Below are 17,410 nucleotides of genomic sequence, written 5' to 3'. Positions count from 1 at the left end.
TCCTTAGGCTTTTTTTGGAAAACAAAATCTATATCCGCGTCTTCTAACAGTTTCAATTGTTGAAATATTTAGTGGTTTATCCATTTTTTGGCGGATTTGGTTGATAGCGACTTCAATGACGTTTGGAGTTACAAGCTCTGGCTCTTCCCAGATAGCATCAAGTAGTTGCTCTTTAGATACGATCTGATCTGAGTGTCTTGCAAGATGAGTTAGGACTTCAAAAGGTTTACCTTTAAGCTCAATATCACGACCTAAATATGTGATTTTTTCTTCATCTGGATTGATAATGAGCTCATCGATTTTTATAATATTTGTGCCGCCAAAGCGTAGTCTTGCTTCAAGTCTAGCTACTAAGATGTCAAAATCAAATGGCTTTTTGATATAGTCATCAGCACCAGCTCTAAGTGCTTTTATTTCGCTTTCTTTGTCATCTTTTGCAGAAAGAACTACAACTGAAGTGCGTGGAGATTTATGTTTGATGATGTTTATAAGATCTATGCCATCGCCATCTTGAAGCATCCAATCAGTCAAAACTAGATCGTAATTTCTAATGCCTATATAGTACTCAGCATCTTTAAAATTTTCAGAGCTATCAGTTTGATAGCCAAACTCTTGCAAGCCCTCAGCAATCGTCTTATTTAGCGTCACTTCATCTTCAACTATTAAAATACGCATTTTGCTTCCTTAAACTAAAATTTATGGGCGATTGTATCATAAATTAAGCAATATTTCAAGATAGTTTAATAAATTTTTAAAAAATAGTGTTTATTTTTGCTCCGACAACTGCATTTGGTAAAATTTCAGTTTTTAAAATTTCCATTTTAAGGCTAGTTAGTGAGCTAAATTTCTCTTTTAACGCTTTGCTAGTTTCTTCAAGCGACTCTTCAACGCTTTGGAACTGTCTTTCATTATAAAAATTTTTAACAAAGTCAATAATTAAAACATAATCAATAAAACTAGTTGAGCAAATTTCTAGATTTATTTGCACCTCTTGCTTAGCGACTCGCTCAAAATCAAGCATTCCGATGATCGTTTCAAATTTGTAATCTTTAATGATCGTCGTCATCTCGCTTTTCATACGACTTTTTTCTCCTTGCCAGATATTAAACGAACGATATTTGGTATGTGTTTATAAACCACCAAAAATGCGATGATTAGTATCGGAGCGTGTGTGTAAATTTCATCTAACTCTGGGTGGATTATAAAGCTTGATGCAATCAGAGCTATCAACGCACAAAGTGAAGCAAGAGAGCTAATTTTTAAAAATTTTCCGACCACAAACCAAACGACAAGAGCGATAATGATCTCAACTGGTAAGAAGAATGCGATCACTCCAGCTCCAGTTGCCACGCCTTTGCCGCCTTGAAAGCCCAAAAATATAGAAAAACAATGTCCAGCTACGCTTAAGACCGCCATAGTCCAAAGCACACTTTGGCTAGCTCCCAAATATGAAGCGACAACAAGTGGCAAAACGCCTTTTAAAACATCACAGACTATCGTTAAAATGGCTAGTTTCTTGGCTAGTTTTGGATCTTTTTGTTTTAAAACTCTTAAAACATTTGTCGCACCGATGCTCTTGCTACCTTCGTTTTTTATATCAACATGCCCAAAAATTTTTGCAAGAATGAGACCAGACGGAATGCTTCCAAGTAGATAACTAATGGCATAAAGTATTAAATTTTGCATATTTTACCTTTTAAATTTAACAGAAATGATAGTAAAAAAATACTAATTATTTTATAAATCATCTCCACAAAAGTACGACTTTCTCGTCATAGATATCGCTTTTCTTTGGTGAAATTTGCGTTTCGTTTATCGTGATGTTTTTAACATCATTTGCTTCTTTTAACACATCGCACTCTTGTGCAAATTTCTCTTCAAGCTCGCTTATGGCTAAATTTATATCATTTACACTTTGCTCACTAAGCTTTACATCACTTCGCTCTTTTAAGACTCTATTAGCGCTTCTTGCACTTGATGCGATTTTGCCCGCATTTTGACGAGATAAAAGCTTGTTGCCAAATATCGCTCCAAGTATGCTAGCGCCTATATTTATGGCAGCATCAAGCCCACTTGTGGTCATCTCTTTTTGCTCTTTATCAAGCTTTGCTAGAGCCTTGTTTAGCTTGTCTTGTAAGCTTTTTCGCTCTTTTTCAAATTTTGCTGTAAGTTTTGCGGTGTGTTCTTCTGAAATTTCATTGCACTTATCTTGAAGCCTGATATAAAACTGCTCCTTTGTTTCATTGTTTTTTGAATAAATTCCCAATGCTTCGAAGGTATTAAATTTAAAATTTCTATACAGATACTCTTTAAAATCTTTTTGAACATTGTCAAAATTTTTAGCTTTTAAAATAAAATTTGGCACAGCTGCAAAGCTTGCGTCACTTGGTTCGTCTAAGCTTGCATTGATGTGCATGCCTTCGCTAGCCTCATCCCAGTTTGGCTCATTGTCATTTTCACTAAGCTCATAAAGATAGCTCACCTCGCAAATGCTATCTATGCCTTTTTTGGTGTCATAAATTCTCACCTTCGCACTTGCAAATAAATTTGGCGTGAGGCTTTTTGAGTTAGCATAAAGTTGTGTGATCTCATTTGAGATGATAGGCTTTGCGCTAAATTTCATCTCGCTTTTATCTACGCTTTGAGTACTTAAATTTTCTTTTTTATCTTTCATCAAATTTGAAATTTGCTCACGGCTGAGCGGACCTTTTAGATAGCTAAGTGCCCAGCGCGTGGAGATGACGTTTAAGCCATCTTCGTTTATATTTTTAAGTAAGAAATTTCTTTTGGCTAAATTTGATATGAGATTTTCAAGTGAAGCTTTGTCTAAGCTTGAGCCTGCGATGCCGCTTAGCCCGTCGATCACGCGTGCTTTATCCTGCGCTGTTTGGAGGCGACCGATGAACCAAGTGCCGATGTTGCTTAGACCTTTATAATCAAGATCGACTGGGTTTTGCGTGCTTAATACGCAGCCAAGGCCAAATGCACGGGCTTGTTTTAAGAGCGTGAGCATAGGCGTTTTTGATGGAGGGTTTGCGTTTGGCGGGAAAAAACCAAAAATTTCATCCATATAAAGGATCGCTCTAAGTGAGCTTGTGCCCTCTGTGCCGCGCATCCACGCGATGATCTCGTTTAGTAAAAGGGTAACAAAAAACATCCTCTCAGTATCATTTAGGTGCGAGATTGTAAAGATATTGCACTTTGCTTTGCCGTTTTCGTCAAATAGCATCTTTGAAATTTCTAGTCTAACGCCTTGCGTCCAGCCTTTAAAGCTTGGGCTTGCGATGAGTGCGTTTATCTTCATGGCAAGCTTTAGGCGCTCACTGCTTGGATAAAATGTATCCACGTCAAAGACACCTATCTTTTTAAACGGCGGATTTGCTATGAAATTAATAAGCTCTTCGATACTTACATCTTTTTGCTCTTTAAATTTAGTATCAAATATGGTTGAGATGAGAAGCTGTTCTTTTGAGTTCATGTCCTCAGAATTTATACCTACAAGAGATAATACCGAGGCTGCAAGCGAATTTATATAGTTGCTAAAAATTTCTTCGTCATTGATATTTGGGCAGGCAAAGTCGCTAAGTAGCGCCACGCCTATACCAGCTGAGCTTTTTGGTGTGTAGATGTTAAAGCTTGCACTCTCTTTTAGAATTTTTACCCGCTCAAGATCTTGAAAGCTCGACTCTATGCCATTTCTCCAAAGCTCGGCCTGAGCAGCGGCAAATTCCTCTACACTTTGACCTTTGTTGGTTGCTTCTGCTTCATCTATGTATGGTAAAAAATCCTCCGGCCTCATCTGCGGAAAAGTGAGAGCTAAATTTGTGATGTCGCCCTTTGGATCGATGATGATAGAAGGGATATTGTCTATGCAGGCTTCTTCTAAAAGCGTGATACCAAGGCCTGTTTTACCGCTACCTGTCATACCGATGATGGCTGCGTGGGTGGTTAGATCCTTATTTTTATAAAAAAATGGCTCTTTGTCTTTTAGTCCGATATAAAAAAGTTTTAAATTTTCTTGTATTGTTTTCACTGATTGCCTTATTCGTATAAATTTATACGTGAGCGAAGCTCATCAAGTGTCTCTTTTATGCGCTTTTGTGTAAAATCTTTTATAGTTTCATCATCATCAATAAGCTTCATGCAGTATCTTATGTAGCCTTTATATGCCAGCTCTGTAACAAGTCTTAGCTTTAAAGTCACGTTTTTTACTTTATCTGGTGCGATTAAGATTTCAAAGGTCGCTTCTAGCTCTTCTCCATCTTGAAAATTTGTAGTTTGCGGGCTTAATACGCTTATGCCGCCTTCAGAAACATCATAAAGGCTACCTTCGATCTTGTCTTGCTTGCCTTTGATAATAGTTTTGGTAAAACGATTTGGTAAGATACGTTGGAATTTTCTTTTATATGCGTACATCGTCGTATTTCGTAAGAAATTTGAAAGAGTGACGCCTTTATTGACTATATTGTAATTAACAATATCAGCGCATAATGGCTTTGAGAAAAAGCTATTTGGCAAAATAAAACCTTTACCATCTTGCTTCATAGCTAAAATTTGCATCATATCCACGCGAAAAACGACACTATCTTCTTTAACTTCTAAAATTTCAGCCTCATATTTTATATTTAGTCCATCATATAAATTTAAAAGCTCTGGCCTTACCTTGGCTTTTTTCATGCGAGTGAAAGTATTGATCGGATCTTCATAAAAAAATGTTCCGGTTTCGATCATATCTTTTACATTTGTTTCTTGCTGGTCTTTGGCACCACATAAAATTTCTTTGATTCTTGAAACGGCATTTACGAAATAACCTACGAAGGTACTGTTGTCACAAGAGTGACTAAAATTTAAGGTCAAATTTAAAAGTAGGAAATTTATTAATTCGTCTCTTGCGTTTGATTTTGGTATTAGATTATTTAAATCATCTTGTAGCTGCGTAGCATTTGGCTTTTGAATAAGCAGTGTATCAAAGATGTTTTCAAGACAAATTTTTACCTGATCGTGCGGTACGATAAATGTTAGCTGTCTACAAAATTTGATACCATCGTCGATAAATTTATCTCTTAATTTAAGTATGCTATCTTCGCAATTTATTACAAGCTCTTGCCTGCCTTTAAAATCCATGTAGTCTCCGGAATGTTATTGATTAAAGCCAAGGCTATGATATAAAAAGTTATATTAAAAAAGTATTTAAATTTATTTGGAGGAGAAATTTCTAGGTAAAGATACCTAGAAATTTCTATTAATTATAGTTTGCCTTCGTTGTGTGAAAGGTAGTCAGCAACACCTTCAGTGCTTGGTTTCATGCCAGCATCACCTTTATTCCAGCCAGCTGGGCAAACTTCACCGTGCTCATTTGTAAATAGCATAGTATCTACCATTCTTATCATCTCATCGATGTTTCTACCAAGTGGAAGATCATTGATAACTGCATGGCGAACAGTGCCATCTTTGTCTAGTAAGAATGAGCCACGAAGTGCCACACCAGCATCTTCTAGAAGTACGTCAAATCCGCGAGCGATTGATTTTGTCATATCAGCTACGATAGGGAAGCGAACTTTACCAATACCGCCTTTGTTTACTGGGGTCTCTTTCCATGCGAAGTGAGAGAATTGGTTGTCGCATGAAACTGCGATAACTTCGATACCACGTGACTTGAACTCGTCATATCTTTTGTCAAATGCGATAATTTCGCTTGGGCAAACAAAAGTAAAATCCATTGGATAGAAAAATACAACCGCGCCTTTCTCGCCAATATTTTTATAAAGATTAAAATCATTTACGATTTGATTGTTTCCTAAAACTGCTGCAGCTGTAAAATCAGGTGCTTTTTTTGTTACTAACATTTGTTCTCCTTAATAATAAATTTTATTGATTGCGAAATTATATCTATTCAAAATTAAATTTAGTTTAAACATATTTTAGAAATTTTTTTGTAGTAAATTTAGCGTTATTGATAAGAGTAGAAAATGGATTTTTGTTAAAAGTGTTAAAAATTTGAATTTTAAAAATTTTATTGATGAGAATACTTGAAAGAAATTAGTAAAAGCGTTACTAAAAATTTAGAAAATTACTTGCTGTAATTATTGTAAGTCGCTAAAATTTTTTCCACCAAATTTTAGAATCGCTGATCCCCATGTAAAGCCGCCACCAAATGCATCAAGAAGCAAAATTGAACCATTTTTGATACGGCCGTCTTCATAGGCATCATTTATAGCCATCGGAATTGAAGCAGAGCTTGTATTGCCATATTTATCAACAGTCAAGACACATTGCTCATCTTTAAAATTTAATCTATTTTTTACTGCATCTATTATTCTTATATTTGCTTGATGAGGTATAAAAAAATCGATATCTTCGCTTTGCATTTTGTTTGCATGCAGAATTTCTATTACGCTTTTGCTAAGTGTTTGAACTGCTATTTTAAAAACTTCATTTCCACTCATATGAATGAAATTTAATCTATTTTTTAGTGTTTCCTCACTGGCTGGAAATACACTCCCGCATCCTGGAGTTATTAAAAGTTCAGCTTGCTTGCCGTCACTTGCTGTATGGATATCAATGATCTCATTTTCATTACCACTACTAATTACAGCCGCGCCTGCTCCATCACCAAATAGTATACAAGTGCTTCTATCTGTATAGTCAACAATAGAGCTTAATTTTTCGGCTCCGATAATTAATACATTTTTTTTGGCACCGCTAACAATGAGAGAATTTGCAAGCTCTAAAAGATAAATAAAACCTGTACAAGCCGCACTTATATCAAATGCTGTAACTCCATAATTTAGACCCAAATTTGCAGCTATTTTGCAAGCAGTAGAAGGCATACAAAGATGATCCGGAGATATTGTGGCACAGATGATTGCATCGATTTGAGATTTATCAAGTCCTGAGCGTTTTATGGCTAATTCACCAGCCTTTGTACCAAGGTCACTTGTTGTTTCGCTAGTTGCAATATGCCTTTGTTCGATACCTGTTCGCTTTACTATCCATTCATCACTTGTTTCAACCATTTTTTCAAAGTCAAAATTTGTCAGAATTTTTTCTGGAATGTAAGAAGCGATAGAAATCAGTGAAGCTTTTGGCATATTTTACCTTGCAAAGTGCGAAAGTTCTTCTTCGATAACTTTATTTATATTTGAATTAGCAAATTTTATTGCTTGAAAAATTGCATTCTTTATAGCTTTTGAATTGCTTTTGCCGTGACTTATGATAACACAACCATTTACACCAAGAAGCGGTGCACCGCCATATTCGTCATAGCTAACCTGCTTTTTGAGCGTTTTAAAAACTTTTCTCATGAGTACAGAGCCAGCTATAGCAAGAGGTGATTTTTTAATTTGTTTTTTGATAATTTTACCTATAGCATCTGCAACGCCTTCACTAGTTTTTAAAAGAATATTTCCCATAAAACCATCACAAACCATTACATCGATACTGCCATCAAAAATTTGATTACCTTCTGCATTGCCAACAAAGCTATCAAGCCTAGAAACTAATTTAAATGCTTCTTTGCTAACTTCATTGCCTTTGCTTTCTTCTTCACCATTTGATAAAAGACCAACTTTTGGCTCTTTTCTACCTAAAATTTCTTTTGCATAGGCTTCACCCATTATGGCAAATTGAAACAGATGCTCACTTCTGCAATCAACATTTGCACCAACATCTAAAACTAAAGTAGCAGATTCTTTTGAATTTGGCATAAGTGTTGCAATTGCTGGGCGAGAAATATTTTTTAGTCTACCAATTCTTAGAGTAGCTAAACTCATAGTTGCACCACTATGACCAGCAGAAACTACAGCATCAACTTCCTTATTTTTTAAGAGTTCAATTGCTTTGTAGATCGTACTATCTTTTCTCTTGAGTGCATCAGTTGCACCATCTGCCATTGAGATAACTTCGCTAGCTTCTAAAAATTCGATATTTTTTAAATAAGATTGTGGAATGAGTGGTTTGATGACATTGCTATCGCCAACTAATACAGCTTTAAATTCTGTCTCTTTTAGTGCTTCAATAACACCAGATATTATAGGATCTGCACCAAAATCACCACCCATAGCATCGATAGCAATGCGAATCATATTTTAATATTCACCTGTAGTTTTGTTTATACGGTGAGGCATTTTCCAAGAACCATCTTTGTCTTTTACAGGTACTGGAAGTGTAACTTTATAATGTGTTCTACGTTTTGCTGCACGAGAATGACTCACTCTTCGCTTTGGTACTGCCATTTTTACTCTCCTTTATAAATTTTTACATTTTTCACAATAGAAATAATCACTTTTAAAAGCTTCTAACTCGCTCTCAAAGACTTCTTTTAAATTAATATTGCCATCGAAAAATTCCATCGTATCGCTAAGCTCATTTTCGATATCTTTATAAATACCGTCACTTAAATTTAGCTCTACATCTTGATCGATAGGTAGCATAAATACTTCACCGCATCGATCGCAAACATAATTTATATTCCCTTTTATTTTGCCTTGGCATTTTACCAAAAAAGGGTCTTTTCTTTTTAAAATTCCAATAAAAACTAAATTATCATTTCCTACTAGCTCAAAGCTTATATCTTTGTTTGCTATTTTAGAAAAAGATATAATCAATTTTCTTGACCTAAAATTAGCAAATTTCTCTTGAAGCAAAGAAGAAATTTATTTCATTCACAGCATTTTCTAGACTATCACTTCCGTGAACCGCATTTGCATCAATGCTATCAGCAAAATCAGCTCTTATAGTGCCAGGAGCTGCTTCTTTTGGGTTAGTTGCACCCATTAGCTCGCGGTTTTTAGCAACTGCATTGTCGCCCTCTAAAACCATAACCACAACTGGCCCGCTTATCATAAATTCGACTAGATCGTTGAAGAAAGGTCTATCTTTATGAACTGCATAAAATGTTTTTGCATCGCATTTGCTAAGTTGGATTTTCTTTGCAGCTGCGATTCTTAAGCCGTTACTTTCAAATCTATCTATAATTTTTCCAACAACATTTTTCTTAACAGCATCAGGCTTAATAATAGAAAGTGTTCTTTGCATAAATTTTTCCTTAAATCTAGGTTATTTAAATTGAAGTTGGCAATTATATCAAATAAAGCTTAAAAATAAAATAGGCTCAAATCGAGCCTAAAATTTATAAATATAAATTTATTGAATAACTGGAATAGAGCCATTGCGTGCATCAGCACCGATCTGATCGCGAGAAGGTTGTCCTGCTACAACAGCGTCCCATACGATACAACCATCAGTTGGACAGGCAGATGCACAGGCTGGCTCATCGTTATAGCCTACACATTCAACGCATTTATTTGAATAAACATAGTATGTATCTGCACCAGTTGGGTTGTCGCTATCATCAACGATGGCTGAAACTGGACACTCATCAATACATGAACCACAGCTTATGCATATATCAGTTATTTTTACAGACATTTTTTCTCCTTAGATTAAAATTTGGCGTAGAATATCAAAAAAAGCTGAAAATGATATAAATAAGCCCTTAAATTTAACTACGATCTTAAATTTTAGAAAAACTACTTTATAAATCTTTTATCACTTTTAGACTAAATTTACAGATTAAAATTTTAAAAAGGTTGTATAAATTTAATGAACGATATTATTGAAATAACTGGCGCAAGAGAACATAACTTAAAAAATATAAATCTTAAAATTCCTAAAAATAAATTAGTGGTTTTTACCGGTCTTAGCGGAAGTGGCAAAAGTACGCTAGCCTTTGACACGCTTTATGCTGAGGGGCAAAGAAGATATATGGAGAGCCTTAGCAGCTATGCTAGGCAGTTTCTAGACCGTGTGGGTAAGCCAGATGTTGATAAGATTGAGGGTTTAACACCTGCTATTGCGATCGATCAAAAGACCACCTCTAAAAACCCTCGCTCAACGGTCGGTACGATTACAGAAATTTATGATTATCTAAGGCTTTTATACGCAAGGGTCGGCGTTCAACACTGCCATAAATGTGGCAAACCTATCTCGAAAATGAGTGCGAGCGATATCATAAATGAAATTTCAAAGCTCCCACTTGGCGCAAAAGTGATCATCTACGCGCCGCTAGTTCGTGAGAAGAAGGGTACATGGGCGGATTTGATCGAAAATTTACGCCAAAAAGGCTTTGTAAGGGCGCAAATAGATGGCGTGGTGGTGAGGCTTGATGAGGAGATAGAGCTTGCAAAAACAAAAAAACACACGATAAAGGTCATCGTTGATAGGATTGCTATCGATGAGCAAAATCACGAGCGCCTTGCAAGCGACGTGGAAAAGGCGCTAAATGAGAGCTTTGGTGAGGTCGAGATAGAGATCGCAAATGCTGATGAATTAGGACTTAAAGAGAGCTTTATACATTACAGCGAGCACATGGCTTGCTTTGACTGTAAAATTTCATTTACGCCGCTTGAGCCACTTAGTTTTAGCTTTAACTCGCCAAAGGGTGCTTGCGAGCACTGCGACGGACTTGGCATAAGATATAGCCTAGATATGAGTAAGATCATCGATGAGGAAAAGTCGATAGAAAACGGTGCGATCAAGTTGCTTTATGGCTATAACATGAGCTATTACTATAAATTTTTACTTGCTTTTTGTGAGCAAAATGGCATCGATATCAAAAAGCCATATTATGAGCTAAGTGAAGATGAAAAGAGGCTTGTTTTATATGGAAATGTCAAAGAAGTTGAGTTTTTTTGGAAACGAAATAAACTACTTAGAAAGTTTGATGGTGTTGTTAAAATTTCACATGGTCTTTTGAAGGATTATAAAGACTTTGACGAGTATATGAGCGAGAAAATTTGTGATGCTTGCAACGGTCACAGGCTAAAGCCTCAAAGTCTAGCGGTCAAGGTCGCTAGCCTTGGACTTGGTGAAATTTTAGATATGAGCATAGAAAACTGCACCGCTTTTTTCTCGAATGAGAAAAATTTCGCCTATCTTAGCGACTATGATAAGGCGATCGCAAAGCCTATCTTAAAAGAGATTAATGAGAGACTTTTCTTTTTATATGACGTGGGGCTTGGCTACTTGTCGCTTGGGCGTGATGCTAGGACGATCAGTGGCGGTGAGGCGCAGCGTATCAGGATCGCGAGTCAGATAGGAAGTGGGCTAAGTGGCGTCATGTATGTGCTTGATGAGCCAAGTATTGGCCTACACGAGCGAGATACGCTAAAGCTCATAAAGACGCTTAGAAATTTACAAGCCAAAGGCAACTCTGTAATCGTCGTCGAGCATGATAAAAAAACGATAGAAGAGGCTGATTTTATCGTAGATATTGGCCCTGGAGCTGGTAAATTTGGTGGTAACGTGGTCTTTGCAGGCAGTTCAAAAGAGCTTTTAAGATCAGACACTCAGACTGCACAATACATAAACGGTAAGAAAAAGATCGACTATCAAAAAAATAGAAAAGCTGAGAAGTGGCTCGAAATTTCAAATGTAAATATCAACAATATCTCAAATTTAACCGCGAAATTTCCACTTAGAAACCTTGTGGGTATCACTGGCGTCTCAGGATCTGGCAAGAGCTCGCTAATACTTCAGACCTTGCTTCCAGAGGCGCAGGAGCAGCTAAATAGAGCCAAAAAAGTAAAAAAAATAGCTGGGGTAAATTTAAGCGGACTTGAGAATTTAGACAAGGTCATATACCTCGATCAAAGCCCGATCGGCCGCACTCCACGCTCAAATCCAGCGACTTATACTGGCGTGATGGATGAGATAAGAAATTTATTTGCGCAGACTAAAGAGGCCAAGCTTAGAGGCTATAAAATAGGGCGCTTTAGCTTCAACGTCAAAGGTGGGCGCTGCGAGAAGTGCCAAGGCGAGGGCGAGATCACTATCGAGATGCACTTTTTACCTGATATAAACGTGGTTTGTGACGTTTGTAATGGTGCTAGATACAACGCCCAAACCTTGGAAATTTTATACAAAGGCAAAAATATCGCCGAGGTGCTAAATATGAGTATAGATGAGGCGGTTGAGTTTTTCAAGGCTGTGCCAAAGATCGCTTCAAAACTCACCACACTTCAAGACGTGGGGCTTGGCTACATCACGCTTGGACAAAACGCAGTCACACTTAGTGGCGGCGAGGCGCAGCGCGTAAAGCTAGCAAAAGAGCTTAGTAGAAGCGACACTGGAAATACGCTTTACATCCTTGATGAGCCAACGACAGGACTTCATTTTGCCGATGTTGATAGGCTAGTAAAGGTGCTAAATCACCTAGTTGATCTTGGAAATTCGGTCTTTGTGATAGAGCATAATATGGATGTTATCAAAAACTGCGACTATATCGTAGATATGGGGCCAGAAGGCGGCGCAAAAGGTGGTAAAGTGATAGCTTGTGGCAGCGTCAAAGATGTAGCTAAAAACTACAAAAAAACTGGCAGCTACACAGGGGAATTTCTAGCGCAAGAGCTTGAGGAGATGAAGAAAAAATAAAAATTTTGTTCAACCGTTTCTTTGTAAAATTTGAAACGGTTGATATGTACTGCAGTATTAACTAAATTTTTAAGGTCGATTTTTCATCTATCGCACTTAAAGCTAGGGCCCAAAATAGTAGCATTAAAAGTGCATTTTCATGGTGAAATGTTGTATTTGCAAGTGAAATTATATTATTAGCCATGAGCATTAAAAGAGCAAGAAAAACTATGCTATTTTGTCTAAAATTTTTAATGAATTTTATAAAGAGTGATAGTTGAAATACCAAATATGCAAGCAAGGCAACGATACCTTTTTCTGTTAAAAATGTTAAAAAGGTGTTGTGTGCGTGACTAACATGAACTTCAACATTGCCTGGAAAATATTTTGTTATATCAATGATCTTAAACTCACCAGAACCTATCCCAAATAAAGGGTGTTCTAACCACGTATAAAACGCGCTAGCAAAGATTGGATATCTAGTCTCTGATCCAGTTACCCCCTTTGTTAGTTGACTATATAACCTTTCATCTTGAGTGATATTTGTTGATATGTACATATAAGAAATGGCTATTACACTAAATAAAATTATCAAACTTAATAAAAATTTTATTTTTATCTGTTTATTTAAAATTTCAAAAAGCAAGTAAGTAAAAATAATGATTGGTAAAAGATACATTGTAGCTCTAGAGCCAGCTATCATTATACCAAGGACGCAAAATCCGGCAACACTTATGCCTATATACTTTTCAAAAATTTCTTTGCTATTTATGGAAACTAATGCTACACAAAAAACTAGTAGCATAAAAATAGCGCTATGATTTACGTGTCCTATTGATTTAAGCTCAAAAAGTGCAGCCGGATCACTTGAAGTAAATTTTTTAATACAAGCTGGAATAAATGCAACGATAAAACCGGCGAATAAGGCAAAAAATAAAAATTTAAAATTTATTTTTTCTACGCCGACACTTCTGGCTACAAAGAAAAATAGCATACACCTTAGCGGATCAAGCGCTCTTGATGCAGAAACTCCATTTACAAGGCAACTTATAAAAGTAGCCAAAACAAAGATAAAAAGCGAGATATTTATGAGATCAAATTTAAATTGCCTTTTTTCTTTGACGCAAATATAAATTCCAGCCAAGACGAAAAGTGTGAGTGAAATTTGTTTTAAACCCTCAGTTACCGGCAGTGTAAATAAGACAATAACCAAAAAGAGATTGTAGAGCTTAGAGACAATGTCGTTTTTCATGCAGATCCTTTAAATTTTAAGTGGGCATTTTATCATTGCTGAACTAAAAATAATATACAATTAAACAAAAATTAAAAGGAAGTATCGTGCCTGATGTGAAAATAAGCTTTGTAGTGCCTGTTTTTAACAAAAAAGAGCATATTAGGGATTGTTTAAATTCGCTTATATCTCAAGACATGGATGATATTGAGATTATAGTTATTAATGATGGAAGTACTGATAATACGCTAGAAATATTAGAAGAATATAAAGATAAAATAATATTAAAAACAAAGAGCAATGCCGGTGTTAGTGCTGCCAGAAATGACGGTATATTACTAGCTAGTGGGAAATATACTATCTGCGTAGATGCTGATGACTATGTGGAAAAAGATTATGCTTCATGCGTTTATGATATCGCAGAAAAATTTGATGCCGACATAGTGATAACAGATATGTGTAAGGTCTATGATTATAAAAAGCTCCTTTTTAAGGATTTTGAGACAAAAGAGGATGGCGTAATCGATAAAAACGAGTATTTAAAAAGGCTTTTAGCCTCAAGGCACAACAAAGTCTTGCATAATGCGGCAAACAAGGCGATTAGGACTAAAATTTTAAAAGAAAATTTATTTCCAGTTGGGATCACGCAAGCTGAAGATTTTCACACTGTAGTGAGAAATGTTATCGCTTCAAAAACTCTTGTAAAGCTAAATAAGGCTTTTTATTACTATAAGATAGGAGACAACAACACTGCTGGCTTTGAAAAATTAAAAGCTGTGATGGATCATAAATTTGTTTATGATGACATAATCTCGATTTTAAAAAACAAAAATTTAGCTCTTGAAATGGTTCCAGATCTAGAGCTTAGAAAGATAAAAAGCGTCTATATGCCAGCCATTTTGGCAAGACCAAATCTAAAAAATAGTAGCTATGTAAAGGTACTTGATCTCTTTTATGAAGATAGTGATAGCATCATAAACTCAGCTGGTTTTTCAAAGCTTAGATTAAAACAGAGAATTTTGCTTAAAGTGCTAAAAAATGTAAAATCGTACGAAAATGTATCAAAAATTTTAAAAATCTTTAATACAATAAATGGCTTTTTGTCAAATAAAAAAATGAAAGAATTTAAAGAGTAGAAAATGATAAATATACTTGAGCTTGAAAGCTCTCTTGGATTTGGTGGGCAAGAACACCGTACACAGCGTGTGATAAATGGGCTAGATAAGAGTAAATTTAAGGTTTTTTATGGGCTAAATCCTGGCTCAAAAAGCTTTGAGAAGCAAATAGAGTGTGAATTCGTTGAGTTTAATCTCAAAAAGTCTTTCAATATCTTTGAAATTTTAAAAATTTGCAAATTTGTAAAGCAAAATAATATAAAAATCATCTCAACGCACTCAGGCAAAGATGGTGCCATTGGAGCGATTGTGGGTAAAATTTGTGGCGTTAGCGTGGTTCGTACTAGGCATTTACAGCTGCCTATAACATCGCCTTTGCCTTATAATCTAAGTACAAAAGTAGTCGGCGTGTGCGACTCAGTATGCGAGGATCTTATAAAAAGAGGCGTGAAAAAAGAAAAAGTCGTCAAAATTTATACAGGTATCGATACGCAAAAGTACACACCAGAATTTAAGATAAATATGAAAAAAGAATTTGGCCTAAGTGACGATGTAGTAGGCATTTGTATTGTGGCAGTGCTAAGGGCTGCTAAAAACCACAAGCTCTTAATCGATGCTTTTAGTGAGCTAAATTTAGAAAAGTCAGCCCTTTTCATCGTAGGTGACGGCCCTCAAAATGAGAACCTAAAAGAGTATATAAAAGATAAAAAAAATATCTTTATGCTCGGCAACAGAACCGATGTGAGCGATTTTTTGGGCTCACTTGATATCTGTGTGTTACCTTCAGACATGGAGGCTATCGGCGGAGCGCTACTTGAGGCGTCTTCGTGCAAGCTTGCTACTATTGGAAGCGATGTGGGCGGACTTGGTGAGGCTGTGAGCGATGGTAAGAGTGGATTTTTATTTCAAAATGGCGATAAAGAGGGGTTAAAAAAGGTGCTTGAAAAGCTCATTTTGGATGAAAATTTAAGAAAACAGATGGGCGAGTTTGGCAGAAAGTACGTAAAAGAGACATTTAGTATCGAAAAAATGATAGAAAATACACAAAATTTATATATGGAACTTGTAAAATGAGCGTAACGGTTTTGATGTATCACCACGTGCTTGAAAAGAGCGGCTTTATCGCTAGTAGCGTGGATGAGTTTAGATCGCATATGAAATTCTTAGCCGAAAATGGTTATAAAACTCTAAGCGTAAATGAATTTATCGCGTACAAAAAGGGCGAGCTTGAGGTGCCTAAAAAGAGCGTTTGCATAACATTTGATGATGGCTGGATGGATAACTACATTTACGCCTATCCTATTGTGAAGGAATTTGGGCTAAAGGCAAATATTTTTATAATTACTGGCTGGATAGAAGCGGCACAAAAGGCACACGAGATGAGGCCTGCTAACTTTTTAAATGTTGATCACAACGAGTGCAAGAGGCTTGCTCCAAGCAGGCCGCAAGATGTGATATTAAATTTAGAGCAGATCGAGAAAATGAGTGATTGTTTTTACTTTCACTCACATACACATGGCCATTTTGATGGATATTTTGGGCAGCTGAGCCTAGACGAGGAATTTGGTCTTTGCCGTGAGTTTATGAAGAAAAACTTTGGCTTTGATGATGAGGCACTTTGCTGGCCAAGAGGCAAATATAGTGATGAATACCTAAGTTCTGCTAAAAAGCACGGATATAGCGCATTTTTCACTACAAAACGTGGTATAAACAAGGCTGATGGCAACCTTGAAGAGATAAAACGCATTGTTACAAAACGTGATGAAAAATGGCTAAAAAAGACTATGTTTATATATCAAAATGATATTTTAGGCTCGATTTACGCGGCTATAAGGTCCTAGTGGGCTAAATTATTTGGTAAAAATTTTCTCATTTTTTACTATATGCTTCTCGTAGAATCTTGAAACCTTGTATGAGAAATTTTTATTATATTTTTTAAAAAGAGAATTTATCTTCTCTTTTTGCTTTCTTTGGTTTTCCAAGCTAGAGTAGCCTAGCTCCTCTGGATGAGAAAAGATGTTGCTAAAGTACATTTTTATATCAGTGTTTTTTAAGATTGCCTCCCATTTATCGGCTCCGTAAAGGCCATCTTTGTAAAAATCAAGTAGAGCTTTTGCACTCTTTCTTGTTAGAATGTAAGCAGCCGTTCTATATATACTAGCGTATGAGTATGGTGAGATAAGATATAAATTTTCTTTTATTTTTTTGCCAAAAGCACGAAATCTACTATTTAATCCATCTTGCACACCGCATATCAAAATGCTATCACTACTTATATCTTTGCATAGCAAAAAGGCCTCATTTATTAATTCGTCATTTCCAATAACATCATCCTCTAATATTAAAGTAAATTCCGCGTTGCCTTGTAAAAAATCCTCATAAGCTTTTATGTGTGACATTGTGCATGCTAGCTCACCTGGTGTCGCAATTAATGGCGGTATCTTAAATTTATAATCTTCATCACAAGATTTTAACAAGCAATCTATCATGGCGCCGTAATACTCATTGACACTAAAATTTTTAGCATCAACCGCATCTATTATTTTAAATTCATCATATCTGTTAAATTGTTTTTGTAAATTTTGCCTTCGCTTTTCATCTCTTTTTAGTGATATAACATAGATAGGATAGTTCACTTTTTACTCCAGTGATT

General features: G+C 36.0%; 18 protein-coding genes. 4 read left to right on the top strand and 14 right to left on the bottom strand.

What is annotated here, in order from left to right; translation table 11 throughout:
- Window positions 1-3: 3 nt before the first annotated feature.
- The 12 genes from hsrA to CVT17_RS07520 form a co-directional block, all read right to left on the bottom strand.
- Entirely contained in the window at window positions 4-675 is a 672-nt protein-coding gene (hsrA, locus tag CVT17_RS07575) for a homeostatic response regulator transcription factor HsrA (RefSeq protein WP_021091657.1), read from the bottom strand.
- Between the two features lie 76 nt (window positions 676-751).
- A complete protein-coding gene (locus CVT17_RS07570) occupies window positions 752-1,078 on the bottom strand; it encodes a dihydroneopterin aldolase (RefSeq protein WP_107770655.1) in 327 nt (108 codons plus the stop codon).
- Complete coding sequence (gene plsY / locus CVT17_RS07565) at window positions 1,075-1,686, bottom strand: glycerol-3-phosphate 1-O-acyltransferase PlsY (RefSeq protein WP_107770656.1); 612 nt, start codon at window positions 1,684-1,686, stop codon at window positions 1,075-1,077. Before plsY ends, CVT17_RS07570 begins: the two co-directional genes overlap by 4 nt.
- 58 nt (window positions 1,687-1,744) lie before the next feature.
- Complete coding sequence (locus CVT17_RS07560) at window positions 1,745-4,033, bottom strand: ATP-binding protein (RefSeq protein WP_107770657.1); 2,289 nt, start codon at window positions 4,031-4,033, stop codon at window positions 1,745-1,747.
- An 8-nt stretch (window positions 4,034-4,041) separates the two neighbouring features.
- Entirely contained in the window at window positions 4,042-5,124 is a 1,083-nt protein-coding gene (locus CVT17_RS07555; RefSeq protein ID WP_085658080.1) for a PilZ domain-containing protein, read from the bottom strand.
- 122 nt (window positions 5,125-5,246) lie between these two features.
- Window positions 5,247-5,846, bottom strand: a complete 600-nt coding sequence (locus tag CVT17_RS07550) for a peroxiredoxin (RefSeq protein ID WP_021091673.1) — start codon at window positions 5,844-5,846, stop codon at window positions 5,247-5,249.
- A gap of 237 nt (window positions 5,847-6,083) precedes the next feature.
- Complete coding sequence (locus tag CVT17_RS07545) at window positions 6,084-7,091, bottom strand: beta-ketoacyl-ACP synthase III (protein WP_107858549.1); 1,008 nt, start codon at window positions 7,089-7,091, stop codon at window positions 6,084-6,086.
- Between the two features lie 3 nt (window positions 7,092-7,094).
- On the bottom strand, window positions 7,095-8,084 hold the full coding sequence (gene plsX, locus CVT17_RS07540) for a phosphate acyltransferase PlsX (RefSeq protein WP_084041292.1): 990 nt from the start codon (window positions 8,082-8,084) through the stop codon (window positions 7,095-7,097).
- Window positions 8,085-8,087: 3 nt separating this feature from the next.
- On the bottom strand, window positions 8,088-8,234 hold the full coding sequence (gene rpmF, locus CVT17_RS07535) for a 50S ribosomal protein L32 (protein ID WP_002942540.1): 147 nt from the start codon (window positions 8,232-8,234) through the stop codon (window positions 8,088-8,090).
- Between the two features lie 12 nt (window positions 8,235-8,246).
- Window positions 8,247-8,606: a hypothetical protein gene (locus CVT17_RS07530; RefSeq protein WP_107775990.1), complete on the bottom strand. Its 360-nt coding sequence runs from the start codon at window positions 8,604-8,606 to the stop codon at window positions 8,247-8,249.
- A 16-nt stretch (window positions 8,607-8,622) separates the two neighbouring features.
- Window positions 8,623-9,036, bottom strand: a complete 414-nt coding sequence (gene ndk / locus CVT17_RS07525; RefSeq protein WP_107858548.1) for a nucleoside-diphosphate kinase — start codon at window positions 9,034-9,036, stop codon at window positions 8,623-8,625.
- A gap of 108 nt (window positions 9,037-9,144) precedes the next feature.
- Window positions 9,145-9,429, bottom strand: coding sequence for an NADH-quinone oxidoreductase subunit I (locus tag CVT17_RS07520; RefSeq protein ID WP_021091598.1), 285 nt, complete (start codon window positions 9,427-9,429; stop codon window positions 9,145-9,147).
- A 174-nt stretch (window positions 9,430-9,603) separates the two neighbouring features.
- On the opposite strand from CVT17_RS07520, the gene uvrA reads away from it, so the two are divergent.
- On the top strand, window positions 9,604-12,432 hold the full coding sequence (gene uvrA, locus CVT17_RS07515) for an excinuclease ABC subunit UvrA (protein ID WP_107858547.1): 2,829 nt from the start codon (window positions 9,604-9,606) through the stop codon (window positions 12,430-12,432).
- A gap of 61 nt (window positions 12,433-12,493) precedes the next feature.
- Here uvrA and CVT17_RS07510 read toward each other — a convergent pair whose 3' ends face one another.
- Window positions 12,494-13,663, bottom strand: coding sequence for an O-antigen ligase family protein (locus CVT17_RS07510; protein WP_107858546.1), 1,170 nt, complete (start codon window positions 13,661-13,663; stop codon window positions 12,494-12,496).
- Between the two features lie 86 nt (window positions 13,664-13,749).
- On the opposite strand from CVT17_RS07510, the gene CVT17_RS07505 reads away from it, so the two are divergent.
- Genes CVT17_RS07505 through CVT17_RS07495 form a run of 3 tightly spaced genes read left to right on the top strand, consistent with a single transcriptional unit; the run spans window position 13,750 to window position 16,598 of the window.
- On the top strand, window positions 13,750-14,778 hold the full coding sequence (locus tag CVT17_RS07505) for a glycosyltransferase family 2 protein (protein ID WP_159070446.1): 1,029 nt from the start codon (window positions 13,750-13,752) through the stop codon (window positions 14,776-14,778).
- Between the two features lie 3 nt (window positions 14,779-14,781).
- Entirely contained in the window at window positions 14,782-15,831 is a 1,050-nt protein-coding gene (locus tag CVT17_RS07500; RefSeq protein WP_087580315.1) for a glycosyltransferase family 4 protein, read from the top strand.
- Window positions 15,828-16,598: a polysaccharide deacetylase family protein gene (locus CVT17_RS07495; protein ID WP_084041298.1), complete on the top strand. Its 771-nt coding sequence runs from the start codon at window positions 15,828-15,830 to the stop codon at window positions 16,596-16,598. The genes CVT17_RS07500 and CVT17_RS07495 overlap by 4 nt, the downstream gene beginning before the upstream one ends.
- 9 nt (window positions 16,599-16,607) lie before the next feature.
- On the opposite strand, the gene CVT17_RS07490 is transcribed toward CVT17_RS07495, so the two are convergent.
- Window positions 16,608-17,393, bottom strand: a complete 786-nt coding sequence (locus CVT17_RS07490) for a glycosyltransferase family 25 protein (protein WP_107858544.1) — start codon at window positions 17,391-17,393, stop codon at window positions 16,608-16,610.
- Between the last annotated feature and the right edge of the window lie 17 nt (window positions 17,394-17,410).

The sequence above is a fragment of the Campylobacter concisus genome (assembly GCF_003048775.2).
GTDB classification, from domain to species: Bacteria; Campylobacterota; Campylobacteria; order Campylobacterales; family Campylobacteraceae; genus Campylobacter_A; species Campylobacter_A concisus_I.
Note: the sequence above shows the minus strand (reverse complement) of the source record. Positions and strands in the feature narration are given on the sequence as shown.

What these genes read in the sequence shown, in the direction of transcription:
- hsrA (WP_021091657.1), bottom strand. Translation starts at nt 675, where the DNA reads ATGCGTATTTTAATAGTTGAAGATGAAGTGACGCTAAATAAGACGATT.
- CVT17_RS07570 (WP_107770655.1), bottom strand. Translation starts at nt 1,078, where the DNA reads ATGAAAAGCGAGATGACGACGATCATTAAAGATTACAAATTTGAAACG.
- plsY (WP_107770656.1), bottom strand. Translation starts at nt 1,686, where the DNA reads ATGCAAAATTTAATACTTTATGCCATTAGTTATCTACTTGGAAGCATT.
- CVT17_RS07555 (WP_085658080.1), bottom strand. Translation starts at nt 5,124, where the DNA reads ATGGATTTTAAAGGCAGGCAAGAGCTTGTAATAAATTGCGAAGATAGC.
- CVT17_RS07550 (WP_021091673.1), bottom strand. Translation starts at nt 5,846, where the DNA reads ATGTTAGTAACAAAAAAAGCACCTGATTTTACAGCTGCAGCAGTTTTA.
- CVT17_RS07545 (WP_107858549.1), bottom strand. Translation starts at nt 7,091, where the DNA reads ATGCCAAAAGCTTCACTGATTTCTATCGCTTCTTACATTCCAGAAAAA.
- plsX (WP_084041292.1), bottom strand. Translation starts at nt 8,084, where the DNA reads ATGATTCGCATTGCTATCGATGCTATGGGTGGTGATTTTGGTGCAGAT.
- rpmF (WP_002942540.1), bottom strand. Translation starts at nt 8,234, where the DNA reads ATGGCAGTACCAAAGCGAAGAGTGAGTCATTCTCGTGCAGCAAAACGT.
- ndk (WP_107858548.1), bottom strand. Translation starts at nt 9,036, where the DNA reads ATGCAAAGAACACTTTCTATTATTAAGCCTGATGCTGTTAAGAAAAAT.
- CVT17_RS07520 (WP_021091598.1), bottom strand. Translation starts at nt 9,429, where the DNA reads ATGTCTGTAAAAATAACTGATATATGCATAAGCTGTGGTTCATGTATT.
- uvrA (WP_107858547.1), top strand. Translation starts at nt 9,604, where the DNA reads ATGAACGATATTATTGAAATAACTGGCGCAAGAGAACATAACTTAAAA.
- CVT17_RS07510 (WP_107858546.1), bottom strand. Translation starts at nt 13,663, where the DNA reads ATGAAAAACGACATTGTCTCTAAGCTCTACAATCTCTTTTTGGTTATT.
- CVT17_RS07500 (WP_087580315.1), top strand. Translation starts at nt 14,782, where the DNA reads ATGATAAATATACTTGAGCTTGAAAGCTCTCTTGGATTTGGTGGGCAA.
- CVT17_RS07495 (WP_084041298.1), top strand. Translation starts at nt 15,828, where the DNA reads ATGAGCGTAACGGTTTTGATGTATCACCACGTGCTTGAAAAGAGCGGC.